Source organism: Paraburkholderia sp. RL17-383-BIF-A (assembly GCF_046028015.1).
In the GTDB taxonomy this organism is placed as follows: domain Bacteria; phylum Pseudomonadota; class Gammaproteobacteria; order Burkholderiales; family Burkholderiaceae; genus Paraburkholderia.
Map to the genome: position 1 here is coordinate 34,715 of NZ_JARESR010000023.1, position 14,700 is coordinate 49,414.

Annotated in this window: 12 protein-coding genes; 6 read left to right on the forward strand and 6 right to left on the reverse strand. The window is 62.8% G+C overall.

Features of this window, described 5'->3' with window-relative positions:
- The first annotated feature begins 17 nt into the window (after nt 1-17).
- The 6 genes from P0D71_RS23935 (at nt 18) to P0D71_RS23960 (ending at nt 8,447) form a co-directional block, all read left to right on the forward strand.
- The gene (locus tag P0D71_RS23935) at nt 18-2,216 is read left to right on the forward strand and encodes a polysaccharide biosynthesis tyrosine autokinase (RefSeq protein WP_408343594.1); all 2,199 of its coding nucleotides are present in this window, start codon (nt 18-20) and stop codon (nt 2,214-2,216) included.
- Between the two features lie 62 nt (nt 2,217-2,278).
- The gene (locus P0D71_RS23940; protein WP_091800524.1) at nt 2,279-3,211 is read left to right on the forward strand and encodes a glycosyltransferase family 2 protein; all 933 of its coding nucleotides are present in this window, start codon (nt 2,279-2,281) and stop codon (nt 3,209-3,211) included.
- A 100-nt stretch (nt 3,212-3,311) separates the two neighbouring features.
- On the forward strand, nt 3,312-4,490 hold the full coding sequence (locus tag P0D71_RS23945) for a glycosyltransferase (protein WP_408482435.1): 1,179 nt from the start codon (nt 3,312-3,314) through the stop codon (nt 4,488-4,490).
- Nucleotides 4,491-4,493: 3 nt separating this feature from the next.
- A complete protein-coding gene (locus tag P0D71_RS23950) occupies nt 4,494-5,975 on the forward strand; it encodes a glucose-6-phosphate isomerase (RefSeq protein WP_408482437.1) in 1,482 nt (493 codons plus the stop codon).
- Nucleotides 5,972-7,201, forward strand: a complete 1,230-nt coding sequence (locus tag P0D71_RS23955) for a glycosyltransferase family 4 protein (protein ID WP_408482439.1) — start codon at nt 5,972-5,974, stop codon at nt 7,199-7,201. The genes P0D71_RS23950 and P0D71_RS23955 overlap by 4 nt, the downstream gene beginning before the upstream one ends.
- Nucleotides 7,202-7,280: 79 nt before the next feature.
- The gene (locus P0D71_RS23960) at nt 7,281-8,447 is read left to right on the forward strand and encodes a glycosyltransferase family 4 protein (protein ID WP_408184698.1); all 1,167 of its coding nucleotides are present in this window, start codon (nt 7,281-7,283) and stop codon (nt 8,445-8,447) included.
- A 153-nt stretch (nt 8,448-8,600) separates the two neighbouring features.
- On the opposite strand, the gene P0D71_RS23965 is transcribed toward P0D71_RS23960, so the two are convergent.
- The 6 genes from P0D71_RS23965 to P0D71_RS23990 form a co-directional block, all read right to left on the reverse strand.
- Nucleotides 8,601-9,257, reverse strand: a complete 657-nt coding sequence (locus P0D71_RS23965; RefSeq protein ID WP_408482441.1) for a hypothetical protein — start codon at nt 9,255-9,257, stop codon at nt 8,601-8,603.
- 45 nt (nt 9,258-9,302) lie between these two features.
- A complete protein-coding gene (locus P0D71_RS23970; RefSeq protein WP_408482442.1) occupies nt 9,303-9,983 on the reverse strand; it encodes an N-acetylmuramidase domain-containing protein in 681 nt (226 codons plus the stop codon).
- A 333-nt stretch (nt 9,984-10,316) separates the two neighbouring features.
- Nucleotides 10,317-10,499 (reverse strand): hypothetical protein, encoded by a 183-nt coding sequence (locus tag P0D71_RS23975; protein WP_408482444.1) that lies wholly within the window; start codon nt 10,497-10,499, stop codon nt 10,317-10,319.
- A 716-nt stretch (nt 10,500-11,215) separates the two neighbouring features.
- Complete coding sequence (gmd, locus tag P0D71_RS23980) at nt 11,216-12,259, reverse strand: GDP-mannose 4,6-dehydratase (RefSeq protein WP_408184702.1); 1,044 nt, start codon at nt 12,257-12,259, stop codon at nt 11,216-11,218.
- A gap of 149 nt (nt 12,260-12,408) precedes the next feature.
- Nucleotides 12,409-13,137: an SGNH/GDSL hydrolase family protein gene (locus tag P0D71_RS23985; protein WP_408482446.1), complete on the reverse strand. Its 729-nt coding sequence runs from the start codon at nt 13,135-13,137 to the stop codon at nt 12,409-12,411.
- Nucleotides 13,134-14,276 (reverse strand): acyltransferase family protein, encoded by a 1,143-nt coding sequence (locus tag P0D71_RS23990; RefSeq protein WP_408482448.1) that lies wholly within the window; start codon nt 14,274-14,276, stop codon nt 13,134-13,136. Before P0D71_RS23990 ends, P0D71_RS23985 begins: the two co-directional genes overlap by 4 nt.
- Nucleotides 14,277-14,700 lie beyond the last annotated feature (424 nt).

Here is a 14,700-nt window from a genome sequence, read left to right on the forward strand (position 1 = left end):
ACCAAATCTCTCCACACATGGCCGGTCCGATCAAGACCGAAGAAGAGGACGTCGTCCTCGGACAACTGGTCCAGGTGATCCTCGACGACATCTGGTGGCTCATCGCGATTGCCGCCGTGATCGTCGCGATCGCGGGCGCGTACTGTTTCCTCGCCAAGCCGATCTATTCCGCCGACGCGCATGTACGGGTCGAGCAGTCCGACAACACGTCGCAGGCGCTCACGCAGACGCAGACAGGTGCCGCGATCACCACCGGCTCGACCTCGCTGCCCACCGACGCGGAAATCGAAATCATCAAGAGCCGCGGCGTGGTCGGCCCGGTCGTGCAGCAACTGAAGCTGAACTTCAGCGTCACGCCGAAGACGCTGCCGCTCCTCGGCAGCATCGCCGCGCGCATGGCGACGCCGGGTCAGCCGGCGCGTCCGTGGCTGGGTCTGTCGTCGTACGCATGGGGCGGTGAAGAGGCCGACGTCGATTCGATCGACGTGGTGCCCGCGCTGGAAGGCCAGAAGCTCACCATGAAGGTGATCGACGACCAGCACTACGAACTGTATGCGGCAAACGGCGCGCTGTTGCTGCGCGGCCTCGTCGGCCAGCAGGAGCAGGGCGGCGGCGTGACCATGATGGTCAACAAACTGGTGGCGCGCCCGGGCGAGGAATTCACGGTGATGCGCGCCAACGACCTCGACGCGATCTCCGCGTTCCAGTCGGCCATCACGGTGCAGGAGCAGGGTAAGCAAACCGGCGTGATCCAGATCTCGCTGGAAGACAAGAGCCCCGAACATGCCGCGCTCGTCGCCAATGCGCTGGCCGAGTCGTATGTGCGCCAGCACGTGCTGAACAAGCAGGCCGACGCGAGCAAGATGCTCGACTTCCTGAAGAGTGAAGAGCCGCGCCTGAAGTCCGATCTCGAACGCGCCGAGGCCGCCTTGACCGCGTATCAGCGTCAGTCCGGCTCGATCAACGCGAGCGACGAGGCCAAGGTCTACCTCGAAGGCAGCGTGCAGTACGAGCAGCAGATCGCCGGCTTGCGCCTGCAGATGGCGCAGCTCACCGAGCGTTACGGGGACGATCACCCGATGCTCGTCGCCGCGCGTGCGCAGATGGCCGAATTGCAGGCGCAACGCACCAAATACGCCGACCGCTTCCGCGATCTGCCGGCCACCGAAGTGAAGGCCGTGCAATTGCAGCGCGACGCGAAGGTGGCCGAAGACATCTACGTGCTGCTCCTCAACCGCGTGCAGGAACTGTCGGTGCAGAAGGCCGGCACCGGCGGCAACGTGCATATCGTCGACGTCGCGCTGCGTCCGGGCGTGCCGGTCAAGCCGAAAAAGGCGCTGATCCTGTCGGCGGCGGTGATTCTCGGGCTGATCGCGGGTACGGGTTTCGTGTTCCTGCGCCGCAATATGTTCAAGGGCATCGACGACCCGGATCACATCGAGCGCGCATTCCATCTGCCGGTGTTCGGCCTCGTGCCGCAGAGCGCCGAACAGGCCGTGCTCGAGACCAGCTTCCAGCGCGGCGGCGAACGCCTGCGCTCGGTGCTCGCGAATGCGCGGCCCAAGGACGTCACGGTGGAAAGCCTGCGCAGCCTGCGCACCTCCATGCAGTTCACCATGATGGATGCGAAGAACCGCATCGTCATGCTGACGGGTCCGATGGCCGGGGTCGGCAAGAGCTTCCTGACGGTCAACCTCGCCGTGCTGCTCGCGAATTCGGGCAAGCGCGTGCTGATGATCGATGGCGACATGCGCCGCGGCGTGCTCGAGCGCTATCTGGGCGGCGTGCCGGATAACGGTCTGTCCGAATTGCTGAGCGGGCAGATCTCGCTGGAAGAAGCGATCCGCAGCTCGAACGTGGACGGCCTGAGCTTCATCTCGTGCGGCCGCCGTCCGCCCAATCCGTCGGAACTGCTGATGTCGCCGCGCCTGCCGCAATACCTCGACGGTCTCGCCAAACGCTACGACGTGATCATGATCGACACGCCGCCGGTGCTGGCCGTGACCGATGCGTCGATTATCGGCGCGTATGCCGGTTCGACCTTCTTCGTGATGCGCTCGGGCGTACACAGCGAAGGCGAGATCGCGGACGCGTTGAAGCGTCTGCGCGCGGCCGGCGTGCACGTGCAGGGCGGCATTTTCAACGGCATGCCGGCCCGCTCGCGCGGCGGCTACGACCGGGGCTACGCGGCGGTTCAGGAATACCTGAGCACTTGAGCCGGATGCGTTTAGGGATGCAACTCGAACCTCGCCCAACGACGTTAAAAAAGGACATCACGATGAAAGTGACGGTACTGGTTCCGACTTATCGACGCCCGGCCGATCTGGCGCGCTGCCTCGCCGCGCTGCAACGGCAGTCGCGTCTGCCGGACGAAGTAGTGGTGGTGGCGCGCGCCGACGACGAAGCGACCCACGCCTGCCTGCGCGATCCGGCCGTGCCGGGCGCGTTGCCGCTCTCGGTGGCGCTGGTCGAGGTGCCCGGCCAGGTCGCGGCGCTGAATCGCGGGCTGGACGCGGCCAAAGGCGACGTGATCGCGATCACCGACGACGACGCCGCGCCGCACGCCGACTGGGTCGAACGCATTGCGGCCGCGTTCGCGAGCGATGCGCGCCTCGGCGCACTCGGCGGGCGCGACTGGGTGCACGAGAAAGGTCGCGTGCTCGACGGCGAGCGGCCGCTGGTGGGCAAGGTCACGGCGCACGGCAAGATTATCGGCAATCATCATCTCGGCGTGGGCGGTGCGCGCGAAGTCGACATTCTGAAGGGCGCGAACATGAGCTACCGCCGCGAGGCGGTGCGCACCATCCGCTTCGACGCGCGCCTGCGCGGCGCGGGCGCACAGGTTCACAACGACATGGCGTTCAGCCTGGCAGTGAGGAACGCCGGCTGGAAGCTGATGTACGACCCGCGCGTGGCGGTCGATCACTTTCCCGCCGAGCGTTTCGACGACGACCGGCGCGACGCGCAAACCATGGCGGCCTTGCGCAACGCCGCGTTCAACTTCCATCTGATCCTGCGCGACCAGTTGCCGCCGCTGCACCGCGAGACCGCGTGGTGGTGGTGGACGCTGGTCGGCACGCGAGTTTATCCAGGGCTCACGCACGCGGCGCTCGCGCTGCTCTCGAAGCAGGCGGGCCTGAAGCTCACGCGCTGGCGAGCCGTGCGCACCGGCGCGCACGAAGCGCGCCGCGCGCTGTCCCGCGCCGCGTGAGCACGACACCGCGCCGCACGTCCCGCACGTTCGCGCATCGGCGCACGGCCCGCATCAGGGCCGCCGATGCCCCTTTCCACCGGCAGAGCGGAGTGTCTGCATGAGTACGAAAGTTCACGTTCATCTGTTTTACGGCGCCGACCCGCGCTTTTATCGACAGGGCGACGACATTGGTTGTCTGTACGGCTATCACCACGCGGAATCCGACGCGTTCAAGCTCACCTATTCGCAGGACGCCCGCGAAGGCAAACCGGTGCGCCTGTTGCGCCGTGCGCTGAAGGCGGCGCTCGGCTTCGACTTCATTCATACGTGGCGCAACCGCGCCGAGATGCTGCGCTCGGACGTGATCTGGACGCACACCGAACAGGAATGGCTCTCCGCGGCGCTCATGCTGCTGCTGAGCGGCCGCAAGGCCGGCGCCGATCACGGCCCCTTGCTGCTCGCGCAAAGCGTGTGGCTGCTCGATAAATGGCCTTCTTACGGCATGCTGCGCAGTTGGCTGTATCGCAAGCTGATGGCGCGCGCCGACCAGCTCACCACGCTCGCGAGCGAAAACGCCGGGCTGTGCCAGCGTTACTTCGATCGCGACGCCAAGGCGTTGCTGTACGGTCTGAATACGCGCGATTTCCCGGTCAAGACGCCCACCGAATGGACGCCGCACACGCCGATCCGCATCGCCGCCATCGGCAACGACCGTGACCGCGATTGGGAAACGCTCATCAAGGCATTCGGCAACGACGCGCGCTACACGGTGAAGCTCGCGACGCGGCGGCGCATTCCCGCTTCGCTGCGGGCGCCCAACGTCGAGATCGCGCTGTTCTCCGGCATCAGGAAACAACACGAACTGTACGACTGGGCCGATGTGATCGTCGTGCCGCTGCGGCCGAATTCGCACGCCTCCGGCATCACCGTCATGCTCGAAGCCGCCGCGGTCGGCAAGCCGATGGTGGTCACGAATGTCGGCGCGTTGCAGGATTATTTTCCGGCCGGCGAGGCGTCTTATATCCCGCCGTTCAACCCGCAGGCGTTGCGCGAGGCCGTGGACCAGCTCGCCGCCGAGCCCATGCACGCATTGCGCCAGGCGCAGGCGGCCGCGGCCGGCCTGCTCGCCCGCGATCTGACCACGCAGCACTACGCCATGCAGCATGTGCGGATCACGCAGGAGATGCTGCGCTCGCGCGCCGCGACACGCGCGCGCTCGGCGGCCGGCATGACGACGGTGGCTGCGGGTGTGTCCGAGTCCGAGCGGTCGGCGCGCCAGTCGCGCGGGGGTCTCTGAACGATGTCGACGATTGCGCGAAGCGCCGCAAGCGCGAACGGCACGGGGCGGGCCAAGTCCCGCGCCCGCAAGGAATGGCTGCCGGAGGCTTTGCTGTGGTTCGTCACGACGCTGTTGATCGGCGCGCATCAGGGCACGGTGCTCACGCTCGCGTTTCCGGTGCTCGCGATCCTGACCGGCCTGTGGCTCTACTTCAAGAGCCCGGCGCGCTATATCGGCTTCATGTGGTGGCTGTGGTTCCTGAGTCCGGAGGTGCGGCGTCTGGCCGACTGGTCCAAGGGATCGTTCACACCGACCAGCCTGATTCAGGTCGCACCGCTCGCGGTGACGATGATCAGCGCGCTGTCGCTGCTGCGCTACTACAAGCTGCTCGCGCAACGGCGCGGCCTGCCGGTGCTGCTGGTCCTGCTCGGGCTGATCTATGCGTTCCTCGTGGGCGTGATGTCGAGCGGGCCGCTCGCGGCCACCTACGACCTCGCGAACTGGCTCTATCCGATCCTGATCGGCTTTCACATCATGGCGAACACGCGCCAGTATCCGCAGTACCGCGACACCATCGTCAACACGTTCATCTGGGGCATGCTGGTGATGGGCGGCTACGGCCTCGTGCAGTTCTTCATCATGCCGCAGTGGGACGCGCTGTGGATGCTCGGCTCGCAGATGAACTCGCAAGGCGATCCGGTGCCGATGGGCGTGCGCGTGTTCAGCACGATGAATTCGTCGGGACCGTTCGCGTTCGCGATGATGGGCGCGATGGTCTTCGTGATGGCGGCCACGCACCGGGTGCGCTGGGTTGCCGCGGCGCTGGGCTTTTTCTCGTTCGCGCTGAGCCTCGTGCGCTCGACGTGGGGCGGGTGGGTCATCGCGTTGCTGATCCAGCTCGTCAAGTCGAACAACAAGGTGCGCGTGCGTATCGTGGCCAGCGCGGTGTTGCTGGCGGGGCTATGCGTGCCGCTGCTGGCGGTCGGCCCGGTGGCCGAGCGGATGCAGGCGCGCCTGACCACCATCGTCAACCTGAACGACGACCAGAGCTACGCCGCGCGTAACGAGTTCTACGCGACCTTCGCCAAAACGGCCTTTACCGATGTATCCGGCGAAGGCATGGGCGCCACCGGCACCTCCACCAAGCTCTCGAACGACGGCGGCCAGCTCGGCCAGTACGGCAACTTCGACAGCGGCGTGATGAACATTCCGTTCGTGCTCGGCTGGCCCGGCACGCTGCTCTACATGTCCGGGATCATCTGGCTGGTGACGCGCGCGGTGCTCGCGTCGTTCAAGCTGCGCAACGACAAATTCGTGTCCGCCTGCATGAGCCTGAGTCTTGCCACCTTTGCGATGCTGGTGTTCACCAATTCGCTGGTCGGCACCGGCGGTCTGCTGCTTTTCATGGGTGTTTTCTCGATTCTTTCCGCGGTGCATTACGAAAAAATCGACCGCGCCAATGCGTCATACCGCACGCTATCTATCCACGGAGGCACTGATTGAGAGTCGCCATTGTCACGCACGTTGTGCGCCATAACGACGGCCAGGGCCGCGTCAACCACGAGATCGCCCGCGCGGCGCTCGACGAGAACATCGGCGTCACGCTGGTCGCCTCGCACGTCGCGCCGGATCTGCTCGCGCATCCGAACGTCCGCTGGGTGCCGGTAAAAATCGGCCGCTGGTGGCCGACCAATCTGCTGCGCCAGCAGGTGTTCGCATTCAAGAGCGCGATGTGGCTGCGCGCGCATCGCCGCGAGTACGACGTGCTGCACGTGAACGGCTTCATTACGTGGATGCCCGCCGACGTCAACACCTCGCACTTCGTGCATAGCGGCTGGTTCGGCAGCAAGTACTACCCGTTCGGGCTCACCAAGGGCGTGTGGTCCGCGTATCAGTCGGTCTATACGCGCTGCAATGCGCTGCTGGAGCGCTGGGCTTACCGGCGCTCGAAGGTCATCACCGCAGTGTCGCAAAAGGTCGCCGATGAGATCCGCGCGATCGGCCTTACGCCCGACAACCGTGTCGACGTGATCTACAACGGCGTCGATACGCAAGGCTTTGCCGCGGCCTCCGGCGACCGCGAGAAATTCGGTTTGCCGAAGGACGCGTTCCTGCTGCTGTTCGTCGGCGACCTGCGCACGCCGCGCAAGAACCTTGGCACCGTACTCGCCGCGCTCAAGTTTTTGCCCGAGCACGTGCAGATCGCGGTGGCCGGCTTCCTGCCGGGCAGTCCGTATCCGGAAGAGGCGAAGGCGCTCGGCATCGCGCATCGCGTGCATTTTCTCGGTCTCGTGAAAGAAATGCCGGTGCTGATGCATTCGGTCGACGCCTTCGTGTTCCCGTCGCGCTATGAGGCGATGAGCCTGTCGCTGCTCGAAGCGATGGCGGCGGGCTTGCCCGTGGTCACAGCGCGCACGGCAGGCGGCGCTGAAATCATCACGCCGGAATGCGGCATCGTGCTCGACGATCCGGACGATCCCAAGGCGCTGGCCCACGCGGTCGCACGCCTCGCCGAGAACCACGCGGCGCGCCGTGCGATGGGCGTGGCCGCCAACGAACTCGCAACCGGCTTCGGCTGGGCGCGCATGGCCGCGCAATACATCGCGCTGTATCGCCAGTTGGCGGGGCAGCAGAAGGATCGCCGGCGCAGCGAAGCGGAAGCAGCGGCGGTCGCCAAGACCGACGCGCTGACGCTGAACACGCTGGCCGGCCAGAAGAGCGCGGAATGACGTGGCGGGTTCGCATCGACCCGCCGGCGGTTTCATCGCTTAACCATCACAACTCTCAAAACGCACAGGGGTCACAACCATGACGACGAGCTCTATCAAATCGCTGCAGATCGGGATGCATTGGTTCCCCGAGCGCGCGGGCGGCCTCGACCGCATGTACTACTCGCTGGTCGGCGCGCTGCCGGGCGCGGGCGTCGCGGTGCGCGGCGTGGTGGCCGGCTCGCCGAAGGTAGCCGCCGACACCGGTGGCGCGATCAACGGCTTCGGCTCCGCCGCGCAATCGCTGCCGTTGCGGCTGATGGCCGCGCGCCGCGCGCTGCGCCAGGAACTCAGCACGTCACGCCCGGACGTGATTTCGTCGCACTTTGCGCTCTACACGTTTCCGGGCCTCGACGTGACGCGCGGCATTCCGCAGGTCTCGCATTTTCAGGGGCCGTGGGCCGACGAGAGTCACGTGGAAGGCGCCGATTCGCTTGGCCAGCGCGCCAAGCGCTATCTGGAGCAATCGGTCTATGCGCGCTCGTCGCGGCTGATCGTGTTGTCCGAAGCGTTCGGCAAGATTCTGACGTCGCGCTATCGCATCGCGCCGGACCGCGTGCGCGTCGTGCCCGGTTGCGTCGATGTCGAGCAGTTCAATCTGCCGATATCTCCGGCCGAGGCGCGACTCAAACTGCAATTGCCGCAAGACCGGCCGATCGTGCTGGCGGTGCGGCGTCTGGTGCGCCGCATGGGCCTCGAAGATCTGATCGATGCGATCAAGCTGCTCAAGCGCAGTGCGCCGGACGTGCTGCTGCTGATCGCGGGCAAGGGGCGGCTCGAGGGCGAACTGCAGGCGCGCATCAATGAAGCGGGTCTGGAAGATAACGTCAAGCTGCTGGGTTTCGTGCCCGATCAGCATCTGGCGGCGCTCTATCGCGCGGCGAATATCAGTGTCGTGCCGACCGTCGCGCTGGAAGGGTTCGGCCTGATCACGGTCGAATCGCTGGCCTCGGGCACGCCGGTGCTGGTCACGCCGGTGGGCGGCTTGCCGGAAGCGGTGGCGGGTTTGTCGCCGGATCTGGTGCTGCCGCAGACGGGTGCGAAGGCGATCGCGGACGGACTGGCGGGCGCGCTCAACGGTACGCTGAAATTGCCGGATGCCCAGGCATGCCGCCGTTATGCGCGCGAGAACTTCGATAACGCGGTGATCGCGAAACGGGTGGCCTCCGTGTATAGCGAGGCGATTGCGGCGGGCGGGGTGCACTGAATCAAGCCTGCGGCGCGGTGAAATGAAAAAGACGCGGGGCGTTGATCAGTGCGATCAGGCGCCGCGTCTCTTCTTGCAAGAGCGCATTCTTAGCGAACGCGGAACTCGGTTTTTGGCATCACATCCGGCATGGAGGAACTTGCGGCGTTGTAACTAATGCGCAAGGGGCGGAAGGGGGTTTTTTAGATCGGCCGACCGTATCCATCCGGTAATAACGGGATCGCGGGTCGACGAAACCAGGTTGGGGTTCGCAAACCGGACATGGGCAAAGTCGCCGCGCTTCGAAATTATCAGCGCAATATCTCCCCTCAGCAAAAATCTTTTCTCTATTTCTGCGCCAGGCTGGCGATAGAAAAAAGTCTTCCGGTTCGCAATTCCAATCCCAACGACCTCGATCTTTTTCTCGACGGTGAAACGCGTCGCAGCGGGATCGTCGGGAGACCTTCCAAAATCTGCTCCGATCCCATTGCAGGCGCCTTGAGGCTTTTCTGTTCTAATAACCCATTTTTCTGAGCTAACAAATAAATCTCCTGATACGTCAAACAGTTTATCCCTGTCCGTGTAGGCAAAAGATGCCTGGTGAAGGTTTGGGCTATATGTTTCGATTCTTATTTGGGCGGGGGATCTATTATCGATATTTTTAAGCTGGTTGACTCCTGAAAACATGAATAGACAGGAAAACCTTTCGTCTTTGGAGTAATAGTATCCGTAGACATTGTCTCCAGCGCGAATTGCCACAAAAAAAGGGTTGTCGAAAATCAATGCCTCTGCGGAGCTGGCGGCATTGCAAGTAAGTGCAGCCAACGTCATCAGGCACAGGCGCCCCCATTTACTTATATTTATCATAGTTTCTCTTCAGATTCCATTCTCTGCGGGCTCGCCCATGCTGTAGCCTCCTGATTTGGGCCACGACAAATCAGGCACCTTCGGGAACGGATTCCTCTGTTTTTGCCAAACCCCATTGGCTCTTTTGTTGACAGGCAATGATGCTCTAAAAAAATAATGGCGTTCGAAGCGGATCTTTGGCAACCCATTGTCACAGAATCCGAATCCCGAGGATTCGGTCTCGGCTACAGCCTTAACAGCAGCGACTTCGCAATTTATTCTCCGCGAAATCTCGGCGTACTTCGCATCGGAAATATCCAGACTCTTTGGGAAATTCAACCGGGATGCAAGTAGATTTATCGCGATGGTTCGCGGCTTGCCTGTATCGACTACGCGGTAATGATGCTCAATCGTGATTGTGGTTTTTGATTTGCCGGTGGCGGGATCGTTTTGCGTTTCATTCCTTTTCGCCGGAAAGTCCTTTTTTACCTTGCCCTGCTCGGTGACCTTTCGAGCGGAGCCGATGTAAGGGCCAAACTCATTAATCAGCCTATCCATCGTCATGATTTCGCCGTCTTTCATGACGGGAATGGTCACGTCCTGCTCGAATGTATTCTGCGGCGTAATCTGCGTCACACCGTCAAGATGATATTCGGGACTGTTGATCACATAGGCATTCACGTCCTTTGCTGGCGTACCGTTGCCTTCCATACATATTGTCCATGGCGGTTCCTGACCAGTACATCAAGCGGCTGGCCGCGCGCGGCGTTCTGGATCGTTATGGCGTACCCGTCTTTGTCTGTCACAGCGTCAGTACTGTTGTTCGCCGTTGCCTCTAGTGCTGGCGGTTCTGACTCGGGCCGGGGGGCCGTGTCGGAGCCCGTCACCCAAATCGAAGCCGGCGCCGCGCCAGTCCCGGCTGCAACGCGCACAGCGAGCCGCTCGATAGGGTGATTCAGTGCATCGCGGAAAACGATAGTCACTTCAACAAACGGATCAGGCGGCGCTTTTGGGCGCGTCGAGGCATGCCCATTCTGATGCGGTTTATTCAAGGACTTCCTCCAGCGTGTTTAACGTTATCGCCCGATAGCTGCCCTTTGCCCCCGCGGCCCAATTCGATGCGGTCAAAACCCGCTCGACAACGAAACGATTTTCCACACCGATCTCGTAGTTGACCTTTGTGGGCGTGGGCGCGTGGGCGGCTGCCGTAGCGCCTTCCTTCAACATTCCCCGCTGCCTGCAATCAGCCGTCTGACAGGTAGATGCGATCAAGCTGACTCTCCCGCCATTGAACCCACACAATGAAATACGGCAGCCGTAATGGTGTGGGCGGTCATGGGCCGCGGTTGGGGACTAGCCAAGGAGAGGTGCACGCCAGGCGGGAGCGGAGCGAACGGTTGACGGGACCGCCTGAGCGCGACCCCCGATTTGACCGCATGGCGAGAGTTTCAGGTATCGGACCGTTCCGGTTCTGCTGTCAGATCATTACGACAGGCTGTTGGATTGCGCGAGCGCATCGACGGTGCGGGCTCCCTCGTCCTGAGTTGGGCGCCTTCGCGCGTAGGCGTGCGCAAGCTGACTGATCGTCAGGCCGCGATACGGGCGCCATGCAGTGACGGCACGCAGATTTCGGTGAGCTGGGGCATGTATAGATTCATGGCGAAGGACGGCCACGAATGCGGGGTCGACTGGCACTTCACGACGGACCCTGGCGGCACCGGTTGTGCCTCCGGTTGCGAAACATCATCGTGCTTTGCGTCGAACTGTTGCCGATCTAACGGAGGTCTATCGGGCGCGGTGAAAGGCGGTCGAATTCCTTGAATCGCCGCTCCATAAGGGGCGACGCCTGTTCGCGTGTTCTCGCAACGAGGCATGGCATGAGAAAAGACACCAGCCGGTGACGATGCGCGACCGCCGGCACGGCGGCGCCTCGTCACCGCGAATCAGAACGTCTCGTGATGCTGGTTACGTCCGAGATCCGCATGAACCATCATGTGGCACAGCTGTTCCAGCGTGGTTTCCGGCTTCCAGCCGAGTTTTTCGTGAGCCTTGTCGGCACAGCCGATCAGCAGGTCCACTTCGGCGGGGCGATAGAACTTCGGATTGACGCGCACCAGGGTCTTGCCGGTGGCGACATCGATACCGGTTTCGCGTTCTTCCTTGCCCGACCATTCAAGCTGGTAGCCCGCGGCAGCGAACGCCATGCGCACGAAATCGCGGACCGTTTCGGTGCGGCCGGTGGCGAGCACGAAGGTGTCCGGTTCATCGGCTTGCAGCATGCGCCACATGCCTTCCACGTATTCGAGCGCGAAGCCCCAGTCGCGTCGTGCGCTCATGTTGCCGAGTTCGAGCACGTCCTGCTTGCCGAGCTTGATCTTGGCGACGGTGTCGGTGATCTTGCGGGTGACGAATTCGCGGCCACGCAGCGGCGATTCGTGATTGAACAGAATCCCGCTGCTCGCGAAAAGACCGTACGACTCGCGATAGTTGATCGTCGACCAGTGCGCGAACAGCTTGGCCACGCCATAAGGGCTGCGCGGATAGAAGGGCGTGTCCTCGCGTTGCGGGACGGCCTGCACGAGGCCGAACATTTCCGACGTCGACGCCTGGTAGTAGCGGGTCTTCGGGTTGAGAATGCGGATGCCTTCGAGCAGATTCAGTGCGCCGATGCCGGTCACTTCAGCGGTCGTCACCGGCTGGTCGAACGAAACGCCCACGAAGCTCTGCGCGGCGAGGTTGTATAACTCGTCGGCCTGCGCGCCTTCGAGCAGACGCAGCGTCGAACCGAGATCGGTGAGGTCGTGTTCGACGAGGCGCAGATTCGGATGATCGAGCACGCCAAGCTCACGCATGCGCCAGAAGTTGACGGAACTCGTGCGCCGGTAGGTGCCGGTCACGTGGTAGCCCTTGTCGAGCAGCAGTTTGGTCAGATAGGCGCCGTCCTGTCCGGATACGCCGGTGATGATCGCTTTGCGTGGTTGGCTCATAGCTTGCCTTCGGAATTGTTAAAAGAAAAAGAAAAAGCAGTCGCGCCGGTTAAGGCGCATTTCATCGGCACTCGGAAAGCACATCTCAGAAGCACGTTTTCGCCCGCGGCAAAGATGCCGAAGAGGCGAAACGCACTTGAAAAAGCGCTTCACGGCGTGCCGTCCAGCAGCCGCCGCACCAACGGTTCGACGACCTGAAAATCCTGTTCGGCCTTCAGCCGGTACAACCCCGGCCTGGGATGCGCGCCGTCGGACATCAACGTCTTCCAGTCCGGCAAACTGCTGATGTAGGCGAACTGATCGACGAGCGGCACCTGCTGCTCGGTGGCCACCCGGCGCGTCATCGCGACCATCGTGGCGAGCCGCGCGTTGAGCCGGTTGTCCGGCATCGGGTTCGCGGTCTGCAGAACCGGCTGTTTGCCGAGCGCGCGAGCGGTCGTTACGAGCGCCGTCTCGGCCGTGTAGAACTGCTCGGGCGTCTGGTTCTGCATGACTTCGTTGATGCCGTAGTTGATCAGCACGATCTGCGCGGGCGAAGCGGCGAGCCGCTCCTGCCACGGCAGACCGGCCGTCGGCCCGGCCCGGCGATTGCCCGTGCCGTCGCGCAGTTGCATCGCCATCGTGTTGCCCACGCCGTAGTTCGTGACGCGCACCTGGCCGCCGTGATGCGCCTGCAATTCGTCCTGTAGATACGTCACCGCGTTTTGCGCCTGCGGGCCGCAATGGCCGTCGCTGCAGGTAATGCCGAGCGTGGTCGAATCGCCGTAGGCCTCGATCAGCACTTGCGTTCGCGGGCCCGGCGTCGTGGCGAGCGCGGCCGATCCGAGCATCGTCGCGCTCGCCCATACGCTTGCAACGAGCCATGCGCGGCGCTTCATGCGCGGCTTTGCGGCGCTTGCGGCGCCGTGCTGACGCCGCCGCCCGGCGCGGCTTGCGTATGCGGTTGGGGATGCGTTTGCGTCGATGTCTGCGCTTTTAGCGGGGCATGCGCGTTGCCCGCCGAGCCGAAAATCAGGCGCTTCTCGAATGCGAACCAGGTGAAGGTGGCGTAGACGAGCGTGATCGCTAGCGCGAGCGCGGCGGTCACATAGCGGTTCAGATGCAGCGGCCACAGCGCGTACAGCACGCTCAGGTGAATCAGATAGATCGTGTAGCTGATGGTGCCGATATAGACGAGCACGGGATTGCACAGCAGCCGTTTGACGATGCCCTTGCTTTGCAGGGCGATGACCACGACGGAAGTACAAAGCACCAACGAAACGCTATAGAGCCCTGCATTCGAGAGCGGCGTGTTAGCCGCGCGAAAACGCGGAAAGTGCAGGTGCAGCCACGCCAGCACCGCGAGCGCCGCGATCATTCCCAGCACTGCGAGCCCCTTGAACGGCTCGAGCGCATTGCGGTCACGCCGTACGGCGACCGCCAGCAACGCGCCGGCCGCGAGCAGATCCATCCGGAACGGCGTGAGGTAGTAGATCGGCCAGAACGAATCGAACCAGGGCGTGGCCACCGCGCGCAGCACGGGCACGAGCAGGATCAACGCGGCCGCCACGTAGCCGAGCACGCGCTCGGGCACAAGCAGGATCACGAATGGCCAGAAAATATAGAACTGCTCTTCGACAGCGAGCGACCACAGCACATTCAGGCTGTCGTGACCGCTCTGGTTGAGCGCGTCGCCGATATTGGTCGCGAAGAATGCGTACCACTGCCAGTGCTGCGCCCAGCCGAAGCCGAACAGAATCGACGACACCACCATCAGCAGCACGTAGGGCGGCAGGATGCGGCGCGCCCGGCGCGCGTAGAAATAGCCGAAATACGACTGCCCACGCGCCTTGCGTTCGAGCAGGATGCCGGTAATCAGAAACCCGCTCAGAACAAAGAACAGATCGACACCCATCCACAGCGGCGCCTTCAACGCGTGCTGCGCGAACACGGCGAGCACGGCGATGGCGCGCAAGCCGTCGAGCTGCACGATGCGGCGGGAGTGGGAGGGCGCTAAGGGCAGTGCGCTGGCAGTCATGAACCGTCCATGGTGTGAAGCAGATGGGCCGGGCGAAGGATCGCGCGAGGGTTGCGGAGAACAGGCGCGCTCGCTTCGCGTCGCAACGGAAGTGCAATTGATTCTAGGGAAAAGAAAATCGTGAAAAAACGGGAATGAATTGGATAAATGAATCAGATTGCAACAGGGTGTTTCGTTGTCCATTCGCAATGGATTTTTATGCTTGTATCGAATGGATGAGCAGCCGTGTAATAAATGCGGATCGCCGCGCGGAAGATCGGTAAGGATGCCGCAAAGGCGCGTACGGCGATATGCGCCGCAGTCGATCTGTTTTTAATCGATTTTTAAATTGAATTCTTTCACAACGCTTAAAGCGCAGAATATTTTTGAATTATTTTCGATTTTCGTCGCGGTGTTTTTTCCGCGTAATGTGAGCCGTGCGGAT

Bases quoted from the DNA above. Each gene is read 5' to 3' on its own strand.
- P0D71_RS23935 (WP_408343594.1), top strand. From the start codon at position 18: ATGGCCGGTCCGATCAAGACCGAAGAAGAGGACGTCGTCCTCGGACAA.
- P0D71_RS23940 (WP_091800524.1), top strand. From the start codon at position 2,279: ATGAAAGTGACGGTACTGGTTCCGACTTATCGACGCCCGGCCGATCTG.
- P0D71_RS23945 (WP_408482435.1), top strand. From the start codon at position 3,312: ATGAGTACGAAAGTTCACGTTCATCTGTTTTACGGCGCCGACCCGCGC.
- P0D71_RS23950 (WP_408482437.1), top strand. From the start codon at position 4,494: ATGTCGACGATTGCGCGAAGCGCCGCAAGCGCGAACGGCACGGGGCGG.
- P0D71_RS23960 (WP_408184698.1), top strand. From the start codon at position 7,281: ATGACGACGAGCTCTATCAAATCGCTGCAGATCGGGATGCATTGGTTC.
- P0D71_RS23965 (WP_408482441.1), bottom strand. From the start codon at position 9,257: ATGACGTTGGCTGCACTTACTTGCAATGCCGCCAGCTCCGCAGAGGCA.
- P0D71_RS23970 (WP_408482442.1), bottom strand. From the start codon at position 9,983: ATGGAAGGCAACGGTACGCCAGCAAAGGACGTGAATGCCTATGTGATC.
- P0D71_RS23975 (WP_408482444.1), bottom strand. From the start codon at position 10,499: ATGTTGAAGGAAGGCGCTACGGCAGCCGCCCACGCGCCCACGCCCACA.
- gmd (WP_408184702.1), bottom strand. From the start codon at position 12,259: ATGAGCCAACCACGCAAAGCGATCATCACCGGCGTATCCGGACAGGAC.
- P0D71_RS23985 (WP_408482446.1), bottom strand. From the start codon at position 13,137: ATGAAGCGCCGCGCATGGCTCGTTGCAAGCGTATGGGCGAGCGCGACG.
- P0D71_RS23990 (WP_408482448.1), bottom strand. From the start codon at position 14,276: ATGACTGCCAGCGCACTGCCCTTAGCGCCCTCCCACTCCCGCCGCATC.